At 53.8% G+C, this 15,971-nt stretch carries 16 protein-coding genes and 1 riboswitch; of the genes, 8 read left to right on the top strand and 8 right to left on the bottom strand.

Going from position 1 to position 15,971, the window contains the following annotated elements; genetic code table 11:
- Positions 1-674: 674 nt before the first annotated feature.
- The gene (gene uvrB, locus HV261_RS18435) at positions 675-2,696 is read left to right on the top strand and encodes an excinuclease ABC subunit UvrB (RefSeq protein ID WP_202039084.1); all 2,022 of its coding nucleotides are present in this window, start codon (positions 675-677) and stop codon (positions 2,694-2,696) included.
- Between the two features lie 87 nt (positions 2,697-2,783).
- On the opposite strand, the gene yvcK is transcribed toward uvrB, so the two are convergent.
- Complete coding sequence (gene yvcK / locus HV261_RS18430; RefSeq protein WP_101741867.1) at positions 2,784-3,692, bottom strand: uridine diphosphate-N-acetylglucosamine-binding protein YvcK; 909 nt, start codon at positions 3,690-3,692, stop codon at positions 2,784-2,786.
- 289 nt (positions 3,693-3,981) lie between these two features.
- A riboswitch (molybdenum cofactor riboswitch) is annotated at positions 3,982-4,127 on the top strand.
- On the opposite strand from yvcK, the gene moaA reads away from it, so the two are divergent.
- The 6 genes from moaA (at position 4,115) to HV261_RS18400 (ending at position 7,562) form a co-directional block, all read left to right on the top strand.
- Positions 4,115-5,104, top strand: coding sequence for a GTP 3',8-cyclase MoaA (gene moaA / locus HV261_RS18425; RefSeq protein ID WP_115602345.1), 990 nt, complete (start codon positions 4,115-4,117; stop codon positions 5,102-5,104). It overlaps the preceding riboswitch by 13 nt.
- A 19-nt stretch (positions 5,105-5,123) precedes the next feature.
- Positions 5,124-5,636, top strand: coding sequence for a molybdenum cofactor biosynthesis protein B (gene moaB / locus HV261_RS18420; RefSeq protein WP_048212213.1), 513 nt, complete (start codon positions 5,124-5,126; stop codon positions 5,634-5,636).
- Positions 5,637-5,638: 2 nt separating this feature from the next.
- Complete coding sequence (gene moaC / locus HV261_RS18415) at positions 5,639-6,124, top strand: cyclic pyranopterin monophosphate synthase MoaC (protein ID WP_137384341.1); 486 nt, start codon at positions 5,639-5,641, stop codon at positions 6,122-6,124.
- Positions 6,117-6,362 (top strand): molybdopterin synthase sulfur carrier subunit, encoded by a 246-nt coding sequence (gene moaD / locus HV261_RS18410; protein WP_202039083.1) that lies wholly within the window; start codon positions 6,117-6,119, stop codon positions 6,360-6,362. Before moaC ends, moaD begins: the two co-directional genes overlap by 8 nt.
- 1 nt (position 6,363) lies before the next feature.
- Positions 6,364-6,816, top strand: a complete 453-nt coding sequence (gene moaE / locus HV261_RS18405) for a molybdopterin synthase catalytic subunit MoaE (RefSeq protein ID WP_137384339.1) — start codon at positions 6,364-6,366, stop codon at positions 6,814-6,816.
- Positions 6,817-6,857: 41 nt separating this feature from the next.
- Positions 6,858-7,562 (top strand): Bax inhibitor-1/YccA family protein, encoded by a 705-nt coding sequence (locus HV261_RS18400; protein ID WP_137384338.1) that lies wholly within the window; start codon positions 6,858-6,860, stop codon positions 7,560-7,562.
- Positions 7,563-7,707: 145 nt separating this feature from the next.
- On the opposite strand, the gene clsB is transcribed toward HV261_RS18400, so the two are convergent.
- Together clsB and HV261_RS18390 are read right to left on the bottom strand one after the other, a co-directional pair.
- Positions 7,708-8,949: a cardiolipin synthase ClsB gene (gene clsB, locus HV261_RS18395; protein WP_202039082.1), complete on the bottom strand. Its 1,242-nt coding sequence runs from the start codon at positions 8,947-8,949 to the stop codon at positions 7,708-7,710.
- Entirely contained in the window at positions 8,946-9,707 is a 762-nt protein-coding gene (locus HV261_RS18390; protein ID WP_202039081.1) for an endonuclease/exonuclease/phosphatase family protein, read from the bottom strand. Before HV261_RS18390 ends, clsB begins: the two co-directional genes overlap by 4 nt.
- Positions 9,708-9,898: 191 nt before the next feature.
- Between HV261_RS18390 and HV261_RS18385 the strand changes: the two genes are divergently transcribed.
- Complete coding sequence (locus tag HV261_RS18385) at positions 9,899-10,309, top strand: YbhQ family protein (RefSeq protein WP_048212208.1); 411 nt, start codon at positions 9,899-9,901, stop codon at positions 10,307-10,309.
- Here the strand turns inward: HV261_RS18385 and HV261_RS18380 are convergent.
- The 5 genes from HV261_RS18380 to cecR are packed head-to-tail and all read right to left on the bottom strand — an operon-like array spanning position 10,271 to position 15,912.
- Positions 10,271-11,377, bottom strand: coding sequence for an ABC transporter permease (locus tag HV261_RS18380; protein ID WP_202039080.1), 1,107 nt, complete (start codon positions 11,375-11,377; stop codon positions 10,271-10,273). The genes HV261_RS18385 and HV261_RS18380 overlap by 39 nt on opposite strands.
- Positions 11,378-11,387: 10 nt before the next feature.
- Positions 11,388-12,521, bottom strand: a complete 1,134-nt coding sequence (locus HV261_RS18375; protein WP_121584394.1) for an ABC transporter permease — start codon at positions 12,519-12,521, stop codon at positions 11,388-11,390.
- Complete coding sequence (locus HV261_RS18370) at positions 12,514-14,250, bottom strand: ATP-binding cassette domain-containing protein (RefSeq protein ID WP_202039079.1); 1,737 nt, start codon at positions 14,248-14,250, stop codon at positions 12,514-12,516. The genes HV261_RS18375 and HV261_RS18370 overlap by 8 nt, the downstream gene beginning before the upstream one ends.
- Complete coding sequence (gene hlyD, locus HV261_RS18365; RefSeq protein WP_202039078.1) at positions 14,243-15,238, bottom strand: secretion protein HlyD; 996 nt, start codon at positions 15,236-15,238, stop codon at positions 14,243-14,245. The genes HV261_RS18370 and hlyD overlap by 8 nt, the downstream gene beginning before the upstream one ends.
- Positions 15,235-15,912 carry a transcriptional regulator CecR gene (cecR, locus tag HV261_RS18360; RefSeq protein WP_202039077.1) on the bottom strand — a complete coding sequence of 226 codons (678 nt, stop codon included), beginning with the start codon at positions 15,910-15,912 and terminating at the stop codon, positions 15,235-15,237. The genes hlyD and cecR overlap by 4 nt, the downstream gene beginning before the upstream one ends.
- Positions 15,913-15,971 lie beyond the last annotated feature (59 nt).

Here is a 15,971-nt window from a genome sequence, read left to right as displayed (position 1 = left end):
AGCGGGATAGCGTGATCCACCGGCAACGATGTCTGGATTTTAACGATCCGGGTTAATTTTGCGCACACTGCCAGTGCCTGGTCGCGTCGGGATGGTGCAGGCAGGTAAATGGTGAAAATGCGAGCAAGATCTCGACCGCCTCCCGGGCTTCGTTGGCTGATAAATATAAAAAAATGGCGATAATTTTTTTTTATCCCACCTGAAAAGGGCAAGTCGGTGTTTTTGCCAGGCGGCAGTCAGCACGGGCTGGAGGCAGTTATCCACTATTCCTGTGGATAACCTTGTGTATTAGAGTTAGAAAACACAATGTAAGCGAGAGAAGACGCGGCCTGCGACTAAATTGATGCGAAAGACGGCTCGAGAGAATAGTTATTGAAATACAGAATGTTAGATAAAAGCAATGGCTGTCGCGGAAGTGTCATGCGTTGCCATAAAACTTTCATCTGCCGTCTTGACAAATGTTAAAAAAGTCATTGGTTTGGGGATAACACATTTTTACTGGTGTTTTATCTCGCCAGTGCCAAAATTTTAGCCTGCTCTGACGGGCATTCTGAGGGCGTAACAGAAATATTCTGGTGCGTTACTGTTTTTTCATCCAGTATATTTTACTGGCAAAATATACTGCTGCGAGTAAAATTACACACCTGCCCGCCCATTGCTTCAGGTAGCTGCTCATGAGTAAACCGTTCAAACTGAATTCCGCTTTTAAACCCTCTGGCGATCAGCCTGAGGCGATTCGTCGCCTGGAAGAAGGGCTGGAGGATGGTCTGGCGCATCAGACGCTGCTCGGGGTGACGGGGTCGGGGAAGACATTCACTATCGCCAACGTGATTGCGGATTTACAGCGTCCGACGATGGTGCTGGCCCCTAACAAGACCCTCGCAGCCCAGTTGTACGGCGAGATGAAAGAGTTCTTCCCGGATAACGCGGTTGAGTATTTCGTCTCCTACTATGACTATTATCAGCCAGAGGCTTATGTCCCGAGCTCTGATACCTTCATCGAGAAAGATGCCTCGGTCAACGAACACATTGAGCAGATGCGTTTGTCGGCGACCAAAGCCCTGCTTGAACGGCGGGATGTGGTGGTGGTGGCCTCGGTTTCCGCGATCTACGGTCTGGGCGATCCGGATCTGTATCTGAAGATGATGTTGCACCTGACGGTGGGGATGATTATCGACCAGCGCGCGATCCTGCGCCGGCTGGCTGAACTGCAGTACACGCGTAACGATCAGGCATTCCAGCGCGGGACGTTCCGCGTGCGTGGTGAGGTGATCGACATCTTTCCGGCCGAATCTGACGATATCGCGCTGCGCGTCGAGTTGTTTGATGAAGAAGTTGAGCGCTTGTCGCTGTTCGACCCGCTAACCGGGCAGGTTGAATCCACGATTTCTCGCTTCACCATTTACCCGAAAACCCACTACGTGACGCCACGCGAACGTATTGTGCAGGCAATGGAAGAAATTAAAGTCGAGCTGGCGGAGCGCCGCAAAATCCTGCTGGCGAACAACAAGCTGGTGGAAGAACAGCGTTTAAGCCAGCGTACGCAGTTCGATCTGGAAATGATGAACGAGCTGGGTTACTGCTCGGGTATTGAAAACTATTCACGCTATCTGTCCGGACGCGGTCCGGGCGAGCCGCCGCCGACGCTGTTTGATTACCTGCCCGCCGATGGTCTGTTGGTGGTGGATGAATCCCACGTTACGATTCCGCAAATTGGTGGGATGTACCGCGGCGACCGGGCACGAAAAGAGACGCTGGTTGAGTATGGATTCCGTCTGCCGTCGGCGCTGGATAACCGTCCGTTGAAGTTTGAAGAGTTCGAGGCGCTGGCGCCGCAAACCATTTATGTTTCAGCGACACCGGGTAATTATGAGCTGGAGAAATCCGGTGATGACGTGGTCGATCAGGTGGTACGACCGACGGGGCTGCTGGACCCGGTCATTGAAGTGCGTCCGGTGGCGACACAGGTTGATGACCTGCTGTCTGAGATCCGCATCCGTGCGGCGATTAACGAACGCGTGCTGGTGACGACGCTGACCAAACGCATGGCGGAAGACCTCACCGAATACCTCGAAGAACATGGCGAGCGGGTGCGCTATCTGCACTCCGACATTGATACCGTGGAACGCATGGAAATCATCCGTGATTTGCGCCTGGGCGAGTTTGACGTGCTGGTGGGTATCAACCTGTTACGAGAAGGTCTGGACATGCCAGAGGTCTCTCTGGTGGCGATTCTGGATGCAGACAAAGAAGGGTTCCTGCGTTCGGAACGATCGCTTATCCAGACCATCGGTCGAGCAGCGCGTAACATCAACGGGAAAGCGATTCTCTACGGCGATAAAATTACCGCATCGATGGCGAAGGCCATTGGTGAAACCGAACGTCGTCGCGAGAAGCAGCAACTGTATAACGAAGAGCACGGTATTACGCCACAGGGGCTAAACAAGAAAGTCGTTGATATTCTGGCGTTGGGTCAGAATATTGCGAAGACCAAAGCGAAAGGTAAAGGGAAGTCGCGTGCCGGGGCGAAATCCGAGATTGTTGAGCTGGACATGACGCCGAAAGCGCTGCAGCAGAAGATTCACGAGCTGGAAGGTCAGATGATGCAGCATGCGCAGAACCTTGAGTTCGAAGAGGCCGCGCAGATCCGTGACCAGTTGCATCAGTTGCGTGAATTGTTTATCGCGGCATCGTAAGTGGGGGCCGGATGCGGGATAAATCCCTTATCCGGCCTACACGCGCACCTGTAGGCCTGATAAGCGCAGCGCATCAGGCAAATACGTTCAACCTAACGCCTGCACCGCTTTCTCCAGCGCGCTATGCAGCAACTGACGGTCATGACGGTAGGGGATATCGCTGGCCTCCAGTTCATCCTGAATCACAATGCGGTCGGTCACGGCCGAAACATCGACTTTTGGTCCGACAATCACCGCATCAATCACCTTCTTACCAACATATTGCTCAATGATAGCCAGCTTATCGGCAAGCGTCAGGCTGGCGGCAGGCAGGCTGAGTTCGCGTCCCAGATTGCCGATATAAACCATTGGCGCTGGTGTGCGACGCAATGCCTGCGCCATTTCGTCAAGCAGCAGTAGCGGCATCAGGCTGGTATAAAAACTCCCCGGTCCTATCAGGATCAGGTCCGCTTCCGCGATGGTTTCAATCGCCTCTCGCGTGGCGGGAACTTTAGGTGAGAGCATTAATTCTTGCGGCAGGGTAGTGAGCTGGTCGATATTTACTTCGCCATACACTTCATGTCCCTGATCGTCGAGCGCCATCAGGTCTACCGGCAGTTCTGACATGGGAATTAAATGCGCATCAACTTTTAGCAGGCTGCGAATTAAATTGATGGCTTCCAGAGGCCGCACGCTGAGGTGATCGAGCGCCTTTAACATCAGATTTCCGAGGTTATGACCGGAAAGTTCGCCATTACCGCCAAAACGGTACTCAAACATCGCCGATGCAACGCTTGGTTGGGTAATTAATTGGTTAAGACAGTTCCGCATGTCTCCCCAGGCAATGCCGCCTTCTGAACGGCGAATTCGCCCCGTGGAACCGCCGTTATCGGTGGTCGTGACGATGCCCGTCAGGCGTGAACCTAAAGAGGAAAGTGACGACAGAACGCGTCCTAATCCATGCCCTCCGCCGAGAGCGACAACGCGATCCAGATCTGCCAGCGTACGAGTGCGCATAGTTATTCCTGATATCAATTGATCGGCGCTACAGTAACGTAATTAGCGTGTTTCCAGCAATTATCCAGTCGCCATCGGCAGAAAATAATTTTCTGCGATCTACCTCTTTCTGACGACATCCACCTGATAGCAAGATGATGTATATCAATGCAAAACCATGAGTTTTGCTTATTCTGTAGCGAAATTGCACGATCATGTCGCTATATATATATTTATACAGCGAAAGTGTACATGGCAAAAGTGTCATTTACACGCTAGTATCGGCATAACCACAATGTACTCGAAGCATGACGAGTATAAACACTCTAGCCTCTGCACCTGGGTCAAATGATACGGTGCTTTGGCCGTGACAATACGTGAATACGATTGTCACCAGGGCGCAGGAAGAAATGACTTCGTCTCCCGTATTTGGAAAGGTGTACATGGGCTCTCAACTTACCGATGCATTCGCGCGTAAGTTTTACTACTTGCGTTTGTCGATTACCGATGTGTGTAACTTTCGTTGCACCTACTGTCTGCCAGATGGCTATAAGCCAGGTGGCGTGACTAATAACGGCTTTCTGACCGTTGATGAAATTCGCCGCGTCACGCGTGCGTTCGCCAGCCTGGGAACGGAAAAAGTGCGTCTGACAGGAGGTGAACCGTCACTGCGTCGCGATTTTACCGACATTATTGCTGCCGTACGTGAAAACGACGCTATCCGTCAAATTGCGGTAACCACCAATGGTTATCGTCTGGCGCGCGATGCTGCTGCATGGCGCGATGCCGGGCTGACGGCACTTAACGTCAGCGTCGACAGTCTCGATGCCCGTCAGTTTCACGCCATTACCGGGCAGGATAAGTTTCAGCAGGTGATGGCGGGGATTGACGCCGCCTTTGATGCCGGTTTTGAAAAAGTGAAAGTCAACACCGTGCTGATGCGCGATGTAAACCATCATCAACTGGACACCTTCCTGGCCTGGGTTCAACCACGGCCGATTCAGCTACGTTTTATTGAACTGATGGAAACGGGGGAAGGCAGTTCTCTCTTCCGCAAACACCATATCTCCGGGCAGGTACTGCGCGATGAACTGCTTAAGCGCGGCTGGATCCACCAGTTACGCCAGCGCAGCGACGGTCCGGCTCAGGTTTTCTGTCATCCTGATTATGCCGGTGAAATTGGTCTGATCATGCCTTATGAGAAAGACTTCTGCGCCACCTGCAATCGCCTGCGTGTGTCATCCGTCGGTAAACTTCATCTGTGTTTATTTGGTGAAGGCGGGGTGAACTTGCGTGATTTGCTGACCGACGACGCCCAGCAGGCTGCGCTTGAAGAACGTATCTCTGCCGCGTTGCTGGAGAAAAAGCAGACCCATTTCCTGCATCAGAACAATACCGGTATTACGCAAAACTTATCTTACATTGGCGGCTGATCGCTAAAAGGAGTTTCTCATGAGTCAGGTAAGCGCTGAATTTATCCCGACACGCATTGCTATTCTTACTGTTTCCAACCGTCGTGGCGAAGAAGATGACACCTCCGGCCATTATCTGCGCGACTCTGCGCTGGAAGCGGGTCATCAGATTGTTGATAAGGCGATTGTCAAAGAGAATCGCTATGCGATTCGCGCCCAGGTTTCTGCGTGGATTGCCAGTGATGATGTGCAAGTGGTGCTCATTACCGGCGGTACCGGTTTAACCGAAGGCGATCAGGCGCCGGAAGCGCTGCTGCCGCTGTTTGACCGAGAAGTCGAAGGCTTCGGCGAAGTGTTCCGTATGCTGTCCTTTGAGGAGATTGGTACGGCGACGCTGCAGTCTCGTGCGGTTGCCGGGGTGGCAAATAAAACGCTGATTTTCGCCATGCCGGGGTCGACCAAAGCGTGTCGTACTGCCTGGGAAAATATTATTGCGCCGCAGCTCGATGCCCGTACACGTCCGTGTAACTTCCACCCACATTTGAAGAAATAAGTATGTCGCAATTAACCCATATTAATGCCGCTGGCGAAGCGCACATGGTGGATGTTTCTGCCAAAGCAGAGACGGTACGCGAGGCGCGAGCTGAAGCATTCGTGACCATGCGCAGTGAAACGCTGGCGATGATTATCGATGGCAGCCATCATAAAGGTGATGTTTTCGCTACGGCCCGCATTGCGGGTATTCAGGCGGCCAAACGTACCTGGGATCTGATCCCGCTGTGCCATCCGCTGATGCTCAGCAAGGTTGAAGTCAACCTGCAGGCCGAACCGGAACACAACCGTGTCCGCATTGAAACGCTATGTCGGCTGACGGGAAAAACCGGCGTTGAAATGGAAGCGTTAACGGCGGCTTCCGTTGCGGCGTTGACCATTTACGACATGTGCAAAGCAGTACAAAAGGATATGGTGATTGGTCCGGTACGTTTGCTGGCAAAAAGTGGCGGCAAGTCGGGGGATTTTAAGGTGGATGCACATGATTAAGGTTCTTTTCTTTGCCCAGGTGCGCGAACTGGTTAACACCGATGCGCTAGAGGTGACGGCTGAATTTCCAACGGTAGAAGTACTGCGCCAGCATCTGGCGGGCAAAAGCGATCGTTGGGCACTGGCGCTGGAAGATGGCAAGCTGCTGGCGGCGGTAAACCAGACGCTGGTTAGCTTTGATCATCCTCTCAGGGCGGGTGATGAAGTGGCTTTCTTCCCGCCAGTGACCGGAGGCTAAAATGGCTGAAACGCGAATTGTTGTTGGCCATGCGCCATTTAGCGTAGGTGACGAGTACCCCTGGCTTGCCGGGCGCGATGAAGACGGCGCGGTGGTCACCTTTACCGGTAAAGTTCGCAATCATAATCTGGGCGACAGCGTGCAGGCATTAACGCTGGAACACTATCCGGGGATGACTGAAAAAGCGCTGGCGGAAATCGTCGACGAAGCGCGTACGCGCTGGCCGCTGGGACGGGTAACGGTGATCCATCGCATTGGCGAACTGTGGCCGGGCGATGAAATTGTTTTTGTCGGTGTGACCAGTGCGCATCGTAGTAGCGCGTTTGATGCCGGGCAGTTCATTATGGATTACCTGAAAACGCGTGCGCCGTTCTGGAAACGTGAAGCCACGCCAGAAGGTGAACGTTGGGTTGACGCCCGCGACAGCGATAAGCAAGCAGCAAAACGCTGGTAGAGTACAATTGGTTTAGGCACATACTGACTCAGGAGATTGTCATGGACCGATTCCCACGATCCGATTCTATTGTGCAGGCCCGTTCCGGCCTGCAAACCTACATGGCGCAGGTCTACGGCTGGATGACCTGTGGGTTGTTACTGACGGCGTTTATTGCATGGTACGCGGCGAATACGCCTGCGGTGATGATGTTTGTCTTTTCCAGCAAAATCACCTTCTTTGGGCTGATCATTGCGCAACTGGCACTGGTATTTGTCCTGTCGGGAATGGTGCAAAAGCTCAGTGCCGGAATGGCAACGACGCTGTTTATGCTCTATTCGGCGTTAACCGGGCTGACGCTATCGAGTATTTTTATCGTTTATACCTACTCGTCTATCGCCAGCACCTTCGTGGTGACCGGCGGGATGTTCGGTATCATGAGCCTGTACGGATACACCACTAAACGCGATCTCAGCGGCTTGGGTAACATGCTGTTTATGGCGTTAATTGGTATCGTTCTGGCCTCGTTGGTTAACTTCTGGCTGAAGAGCGAAGCGCTGATGTGGGCGGTGACCTACATTGGGGTGATCGTGTTTGTCGGCCTGACGGCCTACGATACGCAAAAGCTGAAAAACATCGGTGAGCAGATCGACCTGCGTGATAGTTCGAATCTGCGTAAGTATGCGATCCTCGGTGCGTTAACGCTGTATCTGGACTTCATCAACCTGTTCCTGATGTTGCTGCGCATCTTCGGCAATCGTCGATAATGCTTGTCGCCGGATAGCGCTGTGCCTTATCCGGCCTTGAAAGTAGGCCGGATAAGGCGTTAAGCCGCATCCGGCACTAAAGTCACGATGATTTAGCCATCGCCTCCTCGTTTTTTACCCGCAGGTTTTTCGCCCGACTTCGCCATCAGGTCTTTCCTCCAGTATCTTCAGCGTGAATGCGATCTTGTGTTTCGATCGCGGGTTGTGCCGGCGACTCCACTTCAGTCAGGCGTGGAGTATGCGCCGGCAGCCAACCGACCAGTGCCGGGAAGTGGCGTAAAAAGTGAAATGCCAATACGCTTTTGGTCAGGTTCCACCAGGTACGTTTTGGCAGCATGGATTCGTCAACCCGCTGGCAGTCCTGCGCAATAATAGGGTTCAGGTTGTCGCGCAGGGTCTGGTTAAATGTGCGGTCATGAATAATGAGATTGGCTTCCAGATTCAGCGACAGGCTGAGCGGGTCGAGATTACTGGAGCCGACGGTAGCCCAGTGATCGTCCATCAGCGCCACTTTGCCATGCAGCGGCTTACGGTGATATTCGTAGACGTGGACGCCCCCTTTGACCAGATAGTTATACAGCAACCGGGCACCCACTTTCACAATAGGCATATCAGGCTCGCCCTGAACGATGAGTTTTACCCGTACGCCGCGTCGCGCCGCTTTACGTAGTGCATGCAACAGACGATAACCGGGGAAGAAATAGGCATTGGCAATAATCACTTCCCGCTTTGCCTGCGCGAGCATTTTCAAATAATGGCGTTCAATATCATCGCGATGTTCCTCGTTATCACGCCAGACGAACAGCGCCTGCGCTTCGCCGGGGCGATGATTGTCGACTGCCCGGTGATGCCGTCGCCACCAGCGGCGTACGGCGCTTTGTCCCGGCAGGCTCGCCAGCACGAAGGTAAGAATATCGACCACAATTGGGCCTTCAACACGCACAGCGTAATCTTGCTTGGCTTCCGGTCCGTAGTCAGACATGTGTTCGGCGGAGTAATTAATGCCGCCGACGAAGGCGATGCGATCGTCAATGACCACAATTTTGCGATGCATCCGGCGAAACAGATTGGTGCGCATCCCGAACAGGCGTGGGCGCGGATCGTAATAACGGAAAACAATACCCGCCGCGGTTAACTCTTCGACAAAGCTGTCGCTAAGATCCGGCGAGCCGTAGCCGTCCAGCAACACCTCCGCTTTGATTCCTCGATGGGCAGCGCCGAGTAACGCGGCATGCAGCTGTTTCCCAACCGCATCTTCAAACCAGATAAAGGTCTCCAGAATGATTTTTTGCTCCGCCTGTTCAATCGCGTGAAATACGGCGGGATAGTATTGATCGCCGTTTTCCAGTAGCTGAATTTGATTACCTTCACGCCAGCCGATTTTCATACACGAATCTCCGCGCTCAACGGGGCATGATCGGACAAATGTCGCCAGTGTCGCAGCGCCAGCGCGGTTGGCGTGCTGGCGTTAGCATTTTTTACATAGATCCTGTCGAGGCGCAGTAGAGGACATCGCACCGGGAACGTTCGTGCCGGGCGACCGTGAGCGCGAGTAAAAATCTCGTCAAGACCGGCCTGGCCCTTCAACGGATAATTTGCCTGTTGTCGCCAGTCGTTAAAATCGCCAGCAACCACCACGGGGTCCGCGTCGGGCAGGGCATTGACCCAATTTGCCAGCATGCTGAGCTGTGCCAGGCGATGGGCTTCACGCAAACCGAGGTGGACGCACATTACATGAATCGGGCGGGAAAGCATCGGCGGCACAATGCGGCAGTAAAGCACACCACGCTTTTCACTCGTGCCAACGGATACATCACGGTTTTCATAATGTTCAATGGGGTAGCGCGATAGCACGGCGTTGCCGTGATGCCCCTGTGGATACACGGCATTGCGCCCGTAGGCGAAATCGCTCCACATGCTGTCGGCCAGAAACTCGTAGTGGCTGGTATCCGGCCAGTTTTCTATCTGCAGTGCGTGTACGTCGTGAGCGCCCAGCACTTCCTGCAGGCACACAATATCTGCGCCAACTGCCCTGACGGCATCCCGCAGCTCGGGCAAAATAAAGCGTCTGTTAAAGGCGGTGAAACCCTTGTGAGTATTAATGGTGAGCACATTGAATGAAAATCGGTCTGCTGATTCGCTCATGATTCTCCCGTTGGCGTCACTTTCCTGACTCTCTCCGTCATCCTTCGGGATGCGGGGGTTTTGACCGTATCGCGAATTCTGTGGCGAAATAAATAGTGTAGTCGCCGTCACAAAAAGATGCGGTGTTGCGGAATTTTCCGTAAAGTCCGGTACTCTGAATAATTAGTTAAAAATCCTTCAGGAGAAAAGCCATGAGGTGGCAACAACGTGTTCGTGTCGCAACGGGTCTAAGTTGCTGGCAGATTGTGTTGCATTTACTGGTAGTGGCGTTGCTGGTAATGGGCTGGATGAGCGGCAAGCTGGTGCACGTCGGCCTGGGATTATGCGTCGTGTATGGCGTAACGGTTATCTTAATGCTGGCATTGCAACGTCACCATGAACAACGCTGGCGCGATGTGGCTGATGTGCTGGAAGAGCTGACGACCACGTGGTATTTCGGTGCGGCAATGATCGTACTGTGGCTGCTGTCGCGTGTGCTGCAAAACAACGTGTTACTGGCGCTGGCGGGGCTGGCGATCCTTGCCGGACCCGCAGTGGTCTCGCTGTTGGCGAAAGACAAAAAGTTACATCACTTTGCGTCTAAACATCGCATACGCCGCTGAGCCTGTAGTGGCCGCTATTACCAATAGCGGCCACAAACTTCCCCAGACAATCTTCAGACTCGCATCCTTTAGGTAAATCTGTTTTGTGATGTCCGTAAAGTGACGGATCGGGTTTATCCATGTCAGATTTTGCAACCATACCGGCATATTTTCGACCGGAGAGACATATCCGGACAGCAAAATCGCCGGCATCATAAAGACAAAGACGCCGATAAATGCCTGCTGCTGTGTCGCGCACAGTGACGAAATCAGCAAGCCAAATCCCACCAGCGACAACCCGTAAATCACCATGGTGAAGTAGAACAAACCCAGTGAACCGGCAAACGGGATGTGATAGGCCCAGATGCCGATGGCCAGTACGATGGTGGCCTGAAAGGTGGCAACAATCAGTGCGGGCACCGCTTTACCGATGAAAATCTGCCAGGTCGTCAGTGGGGAAACCAGCAGTTGATCAAGTGTGCCCTGTTCGCGTTCGCGGGCGACCGACAGTGAGGTGACGATCATCACGCCGATGGTGGTGATCATGGCGATCAGCGACGGAACCACGAACCATTTGTAATCCAGATTAGGGTTATACCAGTTACGCACGACCAGCTCGCTGTTGTTCGGTTTCGGCTTGCCGTCCATCAGCTCCTGCTGATACGCCTTAACGATCTGCTGCAGATAATTCGCGGCAATCTGCGCGCTGTTGGAGTTGCGCCCATCGAGAATGAGCTGCATGGGGGCTTGTTGGAAAGTATCCAGATTACGCGAGAAGTCTGCCGGGAAGCGCACCAGCAGTAGTGCTTTTTGCGTGTCGATAGTGGGTTGGATTTCCTGTGGGCTTTTTAGCAGCAGAACATGGGTAAAGGCGCTGGCGCGGGCAAAACGCTGGGTTAATTCCACCGAATGTTTACCGTTATCTTCGTTATAGATAGCGATAGTGGCGTTAGTGACTTCCAGCGTTGCGGCGAACGGGAACAGAATGACCTGAATCAGTACCGGTAAAATCAAAATGGCCCGCGTCTGCGGCTCACGCAGCAGCGATTGCAGCTCTTTGCGAATTAATGTCCATAAGCGATGAAACATGCCAGTCCCCTTAATCCAGCCGACGTTTAGTTTTAAGCCACGTCAGGCCAATAAACATCACCGCCGAAGCGATTAAAAACAGCACGTTGATAATCAGCACCACCGGAATATTTCCCGCCAGAAACAGACTTTGCAACGTGCTGACGAAATAGCGTGCGGGAATAATGTAAGTCACCGCACGGATAATCGCCGGCATGCTGTCTATCTGGAAGATAAATCCCGACAACATAATTGAGGGCAGGAAGGCGGCGTTCAGCGCCACCTGTGCGGCGTTAAACTGATTGCGGGTGATGGTGGAAATCAGTAAACCCATACCGAGCGTGCTGAGCAGAAACAAGCTGGTAATGAAAAACAGGATCAGTAACGAACCGCGATACGGCACGCCCAGAATAAATACCGACACCAGCATACACAGCAGCATCGCCAGCATGCCAAGAAAGTAATAGGGGATAAGCTTACACAGCAGCAGTTCGACGCGGGTGACTTCGGTAGACAGCAGCGCTTCCATGGTGCCACGTTCCCACTCACGCGCCACCACAAGCGAAGTGAGGATCGCGCCAATGACCGTCATAATGATAGTGACCGCCCCGGGAATAATAAAATGCTGGCTGATGGCCGCCGGGTTAAACCAGTACCGGGTCTGCACATCGATCAGTGGCTCGAACGATTCACCCCGGTCTTCCGCCCGTTGCTTTTGCCAAATCTGCCAGATACCTTCGACATAGCCCTGCACAAAGTTAGCCGTGTTTGGCTCACTGCCGTCGGTGATGACCTGAATGGGCGCCACGTCGTTGGGTCGCGCCATCTGCTGGGCAAAATCTACCGGGATCACCACCAGCCCGCGAATGCGTCCGGCCTGCATTTTCTCAATCAATTCCTGACGGTTATCGCTGATGGTGGCATCAATATAGGGCGAGCCGGTCATGGTATGGGTAAAGTCCAGCGCCTCTTTGCTTTGCTGTTCAAGCAAAATCCCCACCCGCAACTTGCTGGAGTCGAGGTTGATCCCGTAGCCGAAGATAAACAGCAGCAGCAGCGGGATCACGACGGCAATCAGCCAGCTACTGGGATCGCGGACGATCTGGCGTGTTTCTTTCACGCACAACGCCCGCACGCGCCGCCAGGAGAGAGAGTGGCTACTCATGCGTATGCTCCTTATCCCAGTCATTGATAAGCGTAATAAACGCCTGCTCCATCGTTGGGTCCGGCGTGTCGCTATCGGCTGCTTGTGCTTTCAGGTCATCAGGCGTGCCGCTGGCAATCAGCTTGCCGCGATACACCAGCCCGATACGATCACAGTATTCCGCCTCGTCCATAAAGTGGGTGGTGACCATCACCGTAACCCCTTTCTCTACCATGCTGTTGATATGCAGCCAGAACTCCCGACGGGTGAGGGGATCGACCCCGGAAGTGGGTTCATCAAGGAACAGAATGTCGGGTTCATGCATCAGCGAGCAGGCCAGCGCCAGACGCTGTTTAAAGCCCAGCGGCAGATCGTCGGTAGCGTGAGACGCGATACTTTTCAGGCCGAATGCCTCGCTCATACTCCCAATTTTGTCTTTCTGCGCACGGCCGCGCAGACCGTAGACCCCGGAGAAAAAGCGCAGATTCTGCTCAACCGTCAGGTTGCCGTACAGGGAGAATTTTTGCGCCATATAACCCAGATGCTGGCGCGCTTTGCCGGAGCTGACTTTCAGATCCATATCCAGCACCAGCGCTTTGCCGGAGGTGGGGACCAGCAGACCGCACATCATTTTAAAGGTGGTGGATTTACCGGCACCGTTCGGCCCAAGCAGGCCAAAAATCTCACCACGTTGTACGGCAAAATCCACATGATCGGTGGCCGCAAAATCACCAAATTTCTTGGTCAGTGCTTTGGCTTCGATCACCGTTTCGCCTGGCGTGCCTTCCACGGTATGCAGGATAGCGCCCAGCGGGGACTCCGACGTACCGGCACCACCCAGTAAATCAATGAAGGCATCCTCGAAGCGAGGCGTCGTTTCGCTGATGTTAATCTCCGGCATCCCGTCCGCCCGACGAATATCGTCCGCAGTGGCTGTTTTTTTCAGGATCAAACGTACCGATTTACCCTGAATCATCCCGTCGCTGACCTGCGGTAGTTTTAATGCCCGCTGCAGCAACCGACGGTTGTTTTCCTGCGGACTGCTCATCAGGAAACTGCGGCCCGCCATGGTTTGCGTCAGTTGAGTTGGTTCGCCCTGGTACAACAGTTCGCCTTCGTTCATCAGCAGCACATCGCGGCACTGCTCTGCCTCATCCAGATATGAGGTACTCCAGAGGATCAGCATGCCGTCCCCGGCCAGTTCGTGCACCATTTGCCACAGTTCACGACGGGAGATGGGATCGACGCCGACACCCGGCTCATCAAGCAACAATACTTTGGGCTCGCCGACCAGCGTACAGGCCAGCCCCAGCTTCTGTTTCATCCCACCGGAAAGTTTGCCAGCCAGACGCCCGGTAAATGGCCCCAACGAGGTAAATTCCAGCAGGCGGGCAAACGTTTTTTCTCGCGCTTCGCCGGTGACACTGCGCAAATCGGCATAGAGATTGAGGTTCTCCATGACGGTTAAATCTTCATACAGGCCAAATTTCTGCGGCATATAGCCCAGTACCGCATGCAGCGCACTGTCGTCCTTGATGGGGTCAAAGCCGATCACGGTGGCGCTACCGTCATCGGGTTTTAACAGACCCGCCAGCATCCGCATTAGCGTGGTTTTTCCGGCGCCATCAGGCCCGACAAGCCCGGTGACGTAGCCTGCATGAATGGTGCAGTCGAGTGGGGCAACCGCCGGTTTTTCCATCCCGGCAAAGCGTTTCGTCAGACCATTCAGCGTAATGACGGCGTCATTCATGCCGCGCCTCGGTACCGAATTTTACCGTCACCGGCATTCCCTGGCGTAGCGCATCGTCTGCGTCAGTCACGACAATACGCAGACGGTAAACCAGGTCAGTACGCAGGTCCGGGGTTTCCACCGTTTTCGGGGTAAATTCTGCGGTAGGTGACACGAAGCCAATTTTACCGTGATACGGTTTGTCCGGCCGACCGTCGGTGTAGAGCAAAATTTCACGTCCCGGCTGCGCCTGGCTCAGATTACGTTCGTCAACATAGGCGCGAACCCAGACCGGGTGGGTGAGCGACAGCGTCAGTACCGTACCGCCTGCGCTGAGCATACTACCGGGTTCGACCGCACGGGTAAGCAGCGTGCCGTCAGACGGTGAGGTCAGCGTGGTGTCATGCAAATTAAGCTCTGCCTGTGCCAGCTCAGCCTGAGCCTGTTCGAGCGTGGCTTTTGCCTGCGCAATATCCTGCACACGGTTACCGCTGCGATATTGCGCGAGTTTATCTTGCGCGGATTTTAACGAGGCCAGCGCCTGGTCACGCGATGAACGGGCATTTTCCAGATCGTTGGCGGAGATGGTGCGGCTTTTCCACAGTCCTACCTGTCGATTATAAAAGTTCTGCGCATAATCATAGGCGGCCTGCGCCTGTTTTACCGCCGCGGCAGTTTGCGCGATCTCTTCTTCCCGATAACCTGCCAGCATCAGGTCGTACTGCGCCTGGGCGGCGGCAACATTGGCTTTCGCCTGCATCAGCGCGTTTTCATACGGGGCGCGATCCAGCTCGCCCAGCACCTGGCCTGCGGTAATGGCATCGCCTTCGTCAACCGCCAGCGAGGCCAGCCGGCCACCGACGCGAAAACTCAGGTTGACGCTACGGATATCGACGTTGCCGTACAGCGTCAGGCCGTTATCTTGCCGACTTTGATACCACCACGTTCCACCGGCAATCACGGCAACGAGGACCGCGATAACCAGCCCAAGAACGACAGGTTTTTTCATGACTCCAGACTCCTTTGCGTTAAACCTTGCAGAATAAGATCGATATGACAGGTGACCGTTTGGTAAATCAGCGCGGTTTTATCCTCATCAAATTGTGACCAGCCCGTACGTAACAGAATCGTTTCTTTACCCAGGCGAAAGGCCAGCACCTCGCCAAGTATGGCGTGGGTGTGCAGGATCATTTGGGTATCATGGGCATCGCAGCCAGTATAGGCAGCGATCAGACGTGTCAGGTGGGTATGCAGCGGATTGATAACCTGGTCATGCACCAGTTGATAAGCCGCGGTGGGGGAAAGCTGCTCGCGTGAAATAAACTTGCTCAGGTTAACCGTGTCGTCCTGGGTTAACAGCATGATCATATTTTTGCAGGCGCGCAGGATAAGTTCGCGCATCGCGGCCCGGTCTGGCTTTGGCTGAGCAAACAGTCGCTCTGCTTCCTCCGCGTGAGGGCGAAACTGTGAGCCGATAAAATCTGCAATCCACTGGGCGCAGGCGAGATATAAATCTTCTTTTGAGCCAAAATAGTAGGTGATGGCCGCAATGTTTTGTCCGGCCTGAGCCGCAATATCACGCGTAGTGGCGTGCAGGCCGTACTCGCCAAATTGCGCCAGTGCGGCGGCAATGAGCTGATTTTTCGCCTGTTCACCTTTGGTTGTCATGGTGGGTGTATTCATTGCGCGACTCTGAACTTAATCAATCGATTGATTAAGATTATGACTCATACGTCACCTTG

This window comes from Citrobacter sp. RHBSTW-00671, assembly GCF_014103415.1.
In the GTDB taxonomy this organism is placed as follows: domain Bacteria; phylum Pseudomonadota; class Gammaproteobacteria; order Enterobacterales; family Enterobacteriaceae; genus Citrobacter.
Note: the sequence above shows the minus strand (reverse complement) of the source record. Positions and strands in the feature narration are given on the sequence as shown.

Excerpts from the sequence above, each read along its gene's own strand:
- moaC (WP_137384341.1), top strand. The coding sequence starts at position 5,639 with ATGTCGCAATTAACCCATATTAATGCCGCTGGCGAAGCGCACATGGTG.
- HV261_RS18390 (WP_202039081.1), bottom strand. The coding sequence starts at position 9,707 with ATGAGCGAATCAGCAGACCGATTTTCATTCAATGTGCTCACCATTAAT.
- moaA (WP_115602345.1), top strand. The coding sequence starts at position 4,115 with ATGGGCTCTCAACTTACCGATGCATTCGCGCGTAAGTTTTACTACTTG.
- HV261_RS18380 (WP_202039080.1), bottom strand. The coding sequence starts at position 11,377 with ATGTTTCATCGCTTATGGACATTAATTCGCAAAGAGCTGCAATCGCTG.
- clsB (WP_202039082.1), bottom strand. The coding sequence starts at position 8,949 with ATGAAAATCGGCTGGCGTGAAGGTAATCAAATTCAGCTACTGGAAAAC.
- yvcK (WP_101741867.1), bottom strand. The coding sequence starts at position 3,692 with ATGCGCACTCGTACGCTGGCAGATCTGGATCGCGTTGTCGCTCTCGGC.
- HV261_RS18375 (WP_121584394.1), bottom strand. The coding sequence starts at position 12,521 with ATGAGTAGCCACTCTCTCTCCTGGCGGCGCGTGCGGGCGTTGTGCGTG.
- moaB (WP_048212213.1), top strand. The coding sequence starts at position 5,124 with ATGAGTCAGGTAAGCGCTGAATTTATCCCGACACGCATTGCTATTCTT.
- moaD (WP_202039083.1), top strand. The coding sequence starts at position 6,117 with ATGATTAAGGTTCTTTTCTTTGCCCAGGTGCGCGAACTGGTTAACACC.
- cecR (WP_202039077.1), bottom strand. The coding sequence starts at position 15,912 with ATGAATACACCCACCATGACAACCAAAGGTGAACAGGCGAAAAATCAG.
- hlyD (WP_202039078.1), bottom strand. The coding sequence starts at position 15,238 with ATGAAAAAACCTGTCGTTCTTGGGCTGGTTATCGCGGTCCTCGTTGCC.
- HV261_RS18400 (WP_137384338.1), top strand. The coding sequence starts at position 6,858 with ATGGACCGATTCCCACGATCCGATTCTATTGTGCAGGCCCGTTCCGGC.
- moaE (WP_137384339.1), top strand. The coding sequence starts at position 6,364 with ATGGCTGAAACGCGAATTGTTGTTGGCCATGCGCCATTTAGCGTAGGT.
- uvrB (WP_202039084.1), top strand. The coding sequence starts at position 675 with ATGAGTAAACCGTTCAAACTGAATTCCGCTTTTAAACCCTCTGGCGAT.
- HV261_RS18370 (WP_202039079.1), bottom strand. The coding sequence starts at position 14,250 with ATGAATGACGCCGTCATTACGCTGAATGGTCTGACGAAACGCTTTGCC.
- HV261_RS18385 (WP_048212208.1), top strand. The coding sequence starts at position 9,899 with ATGAGGTGGCAACAACGTGTTCGTGTCGCAACGGGTCTAAGTTGCTGG.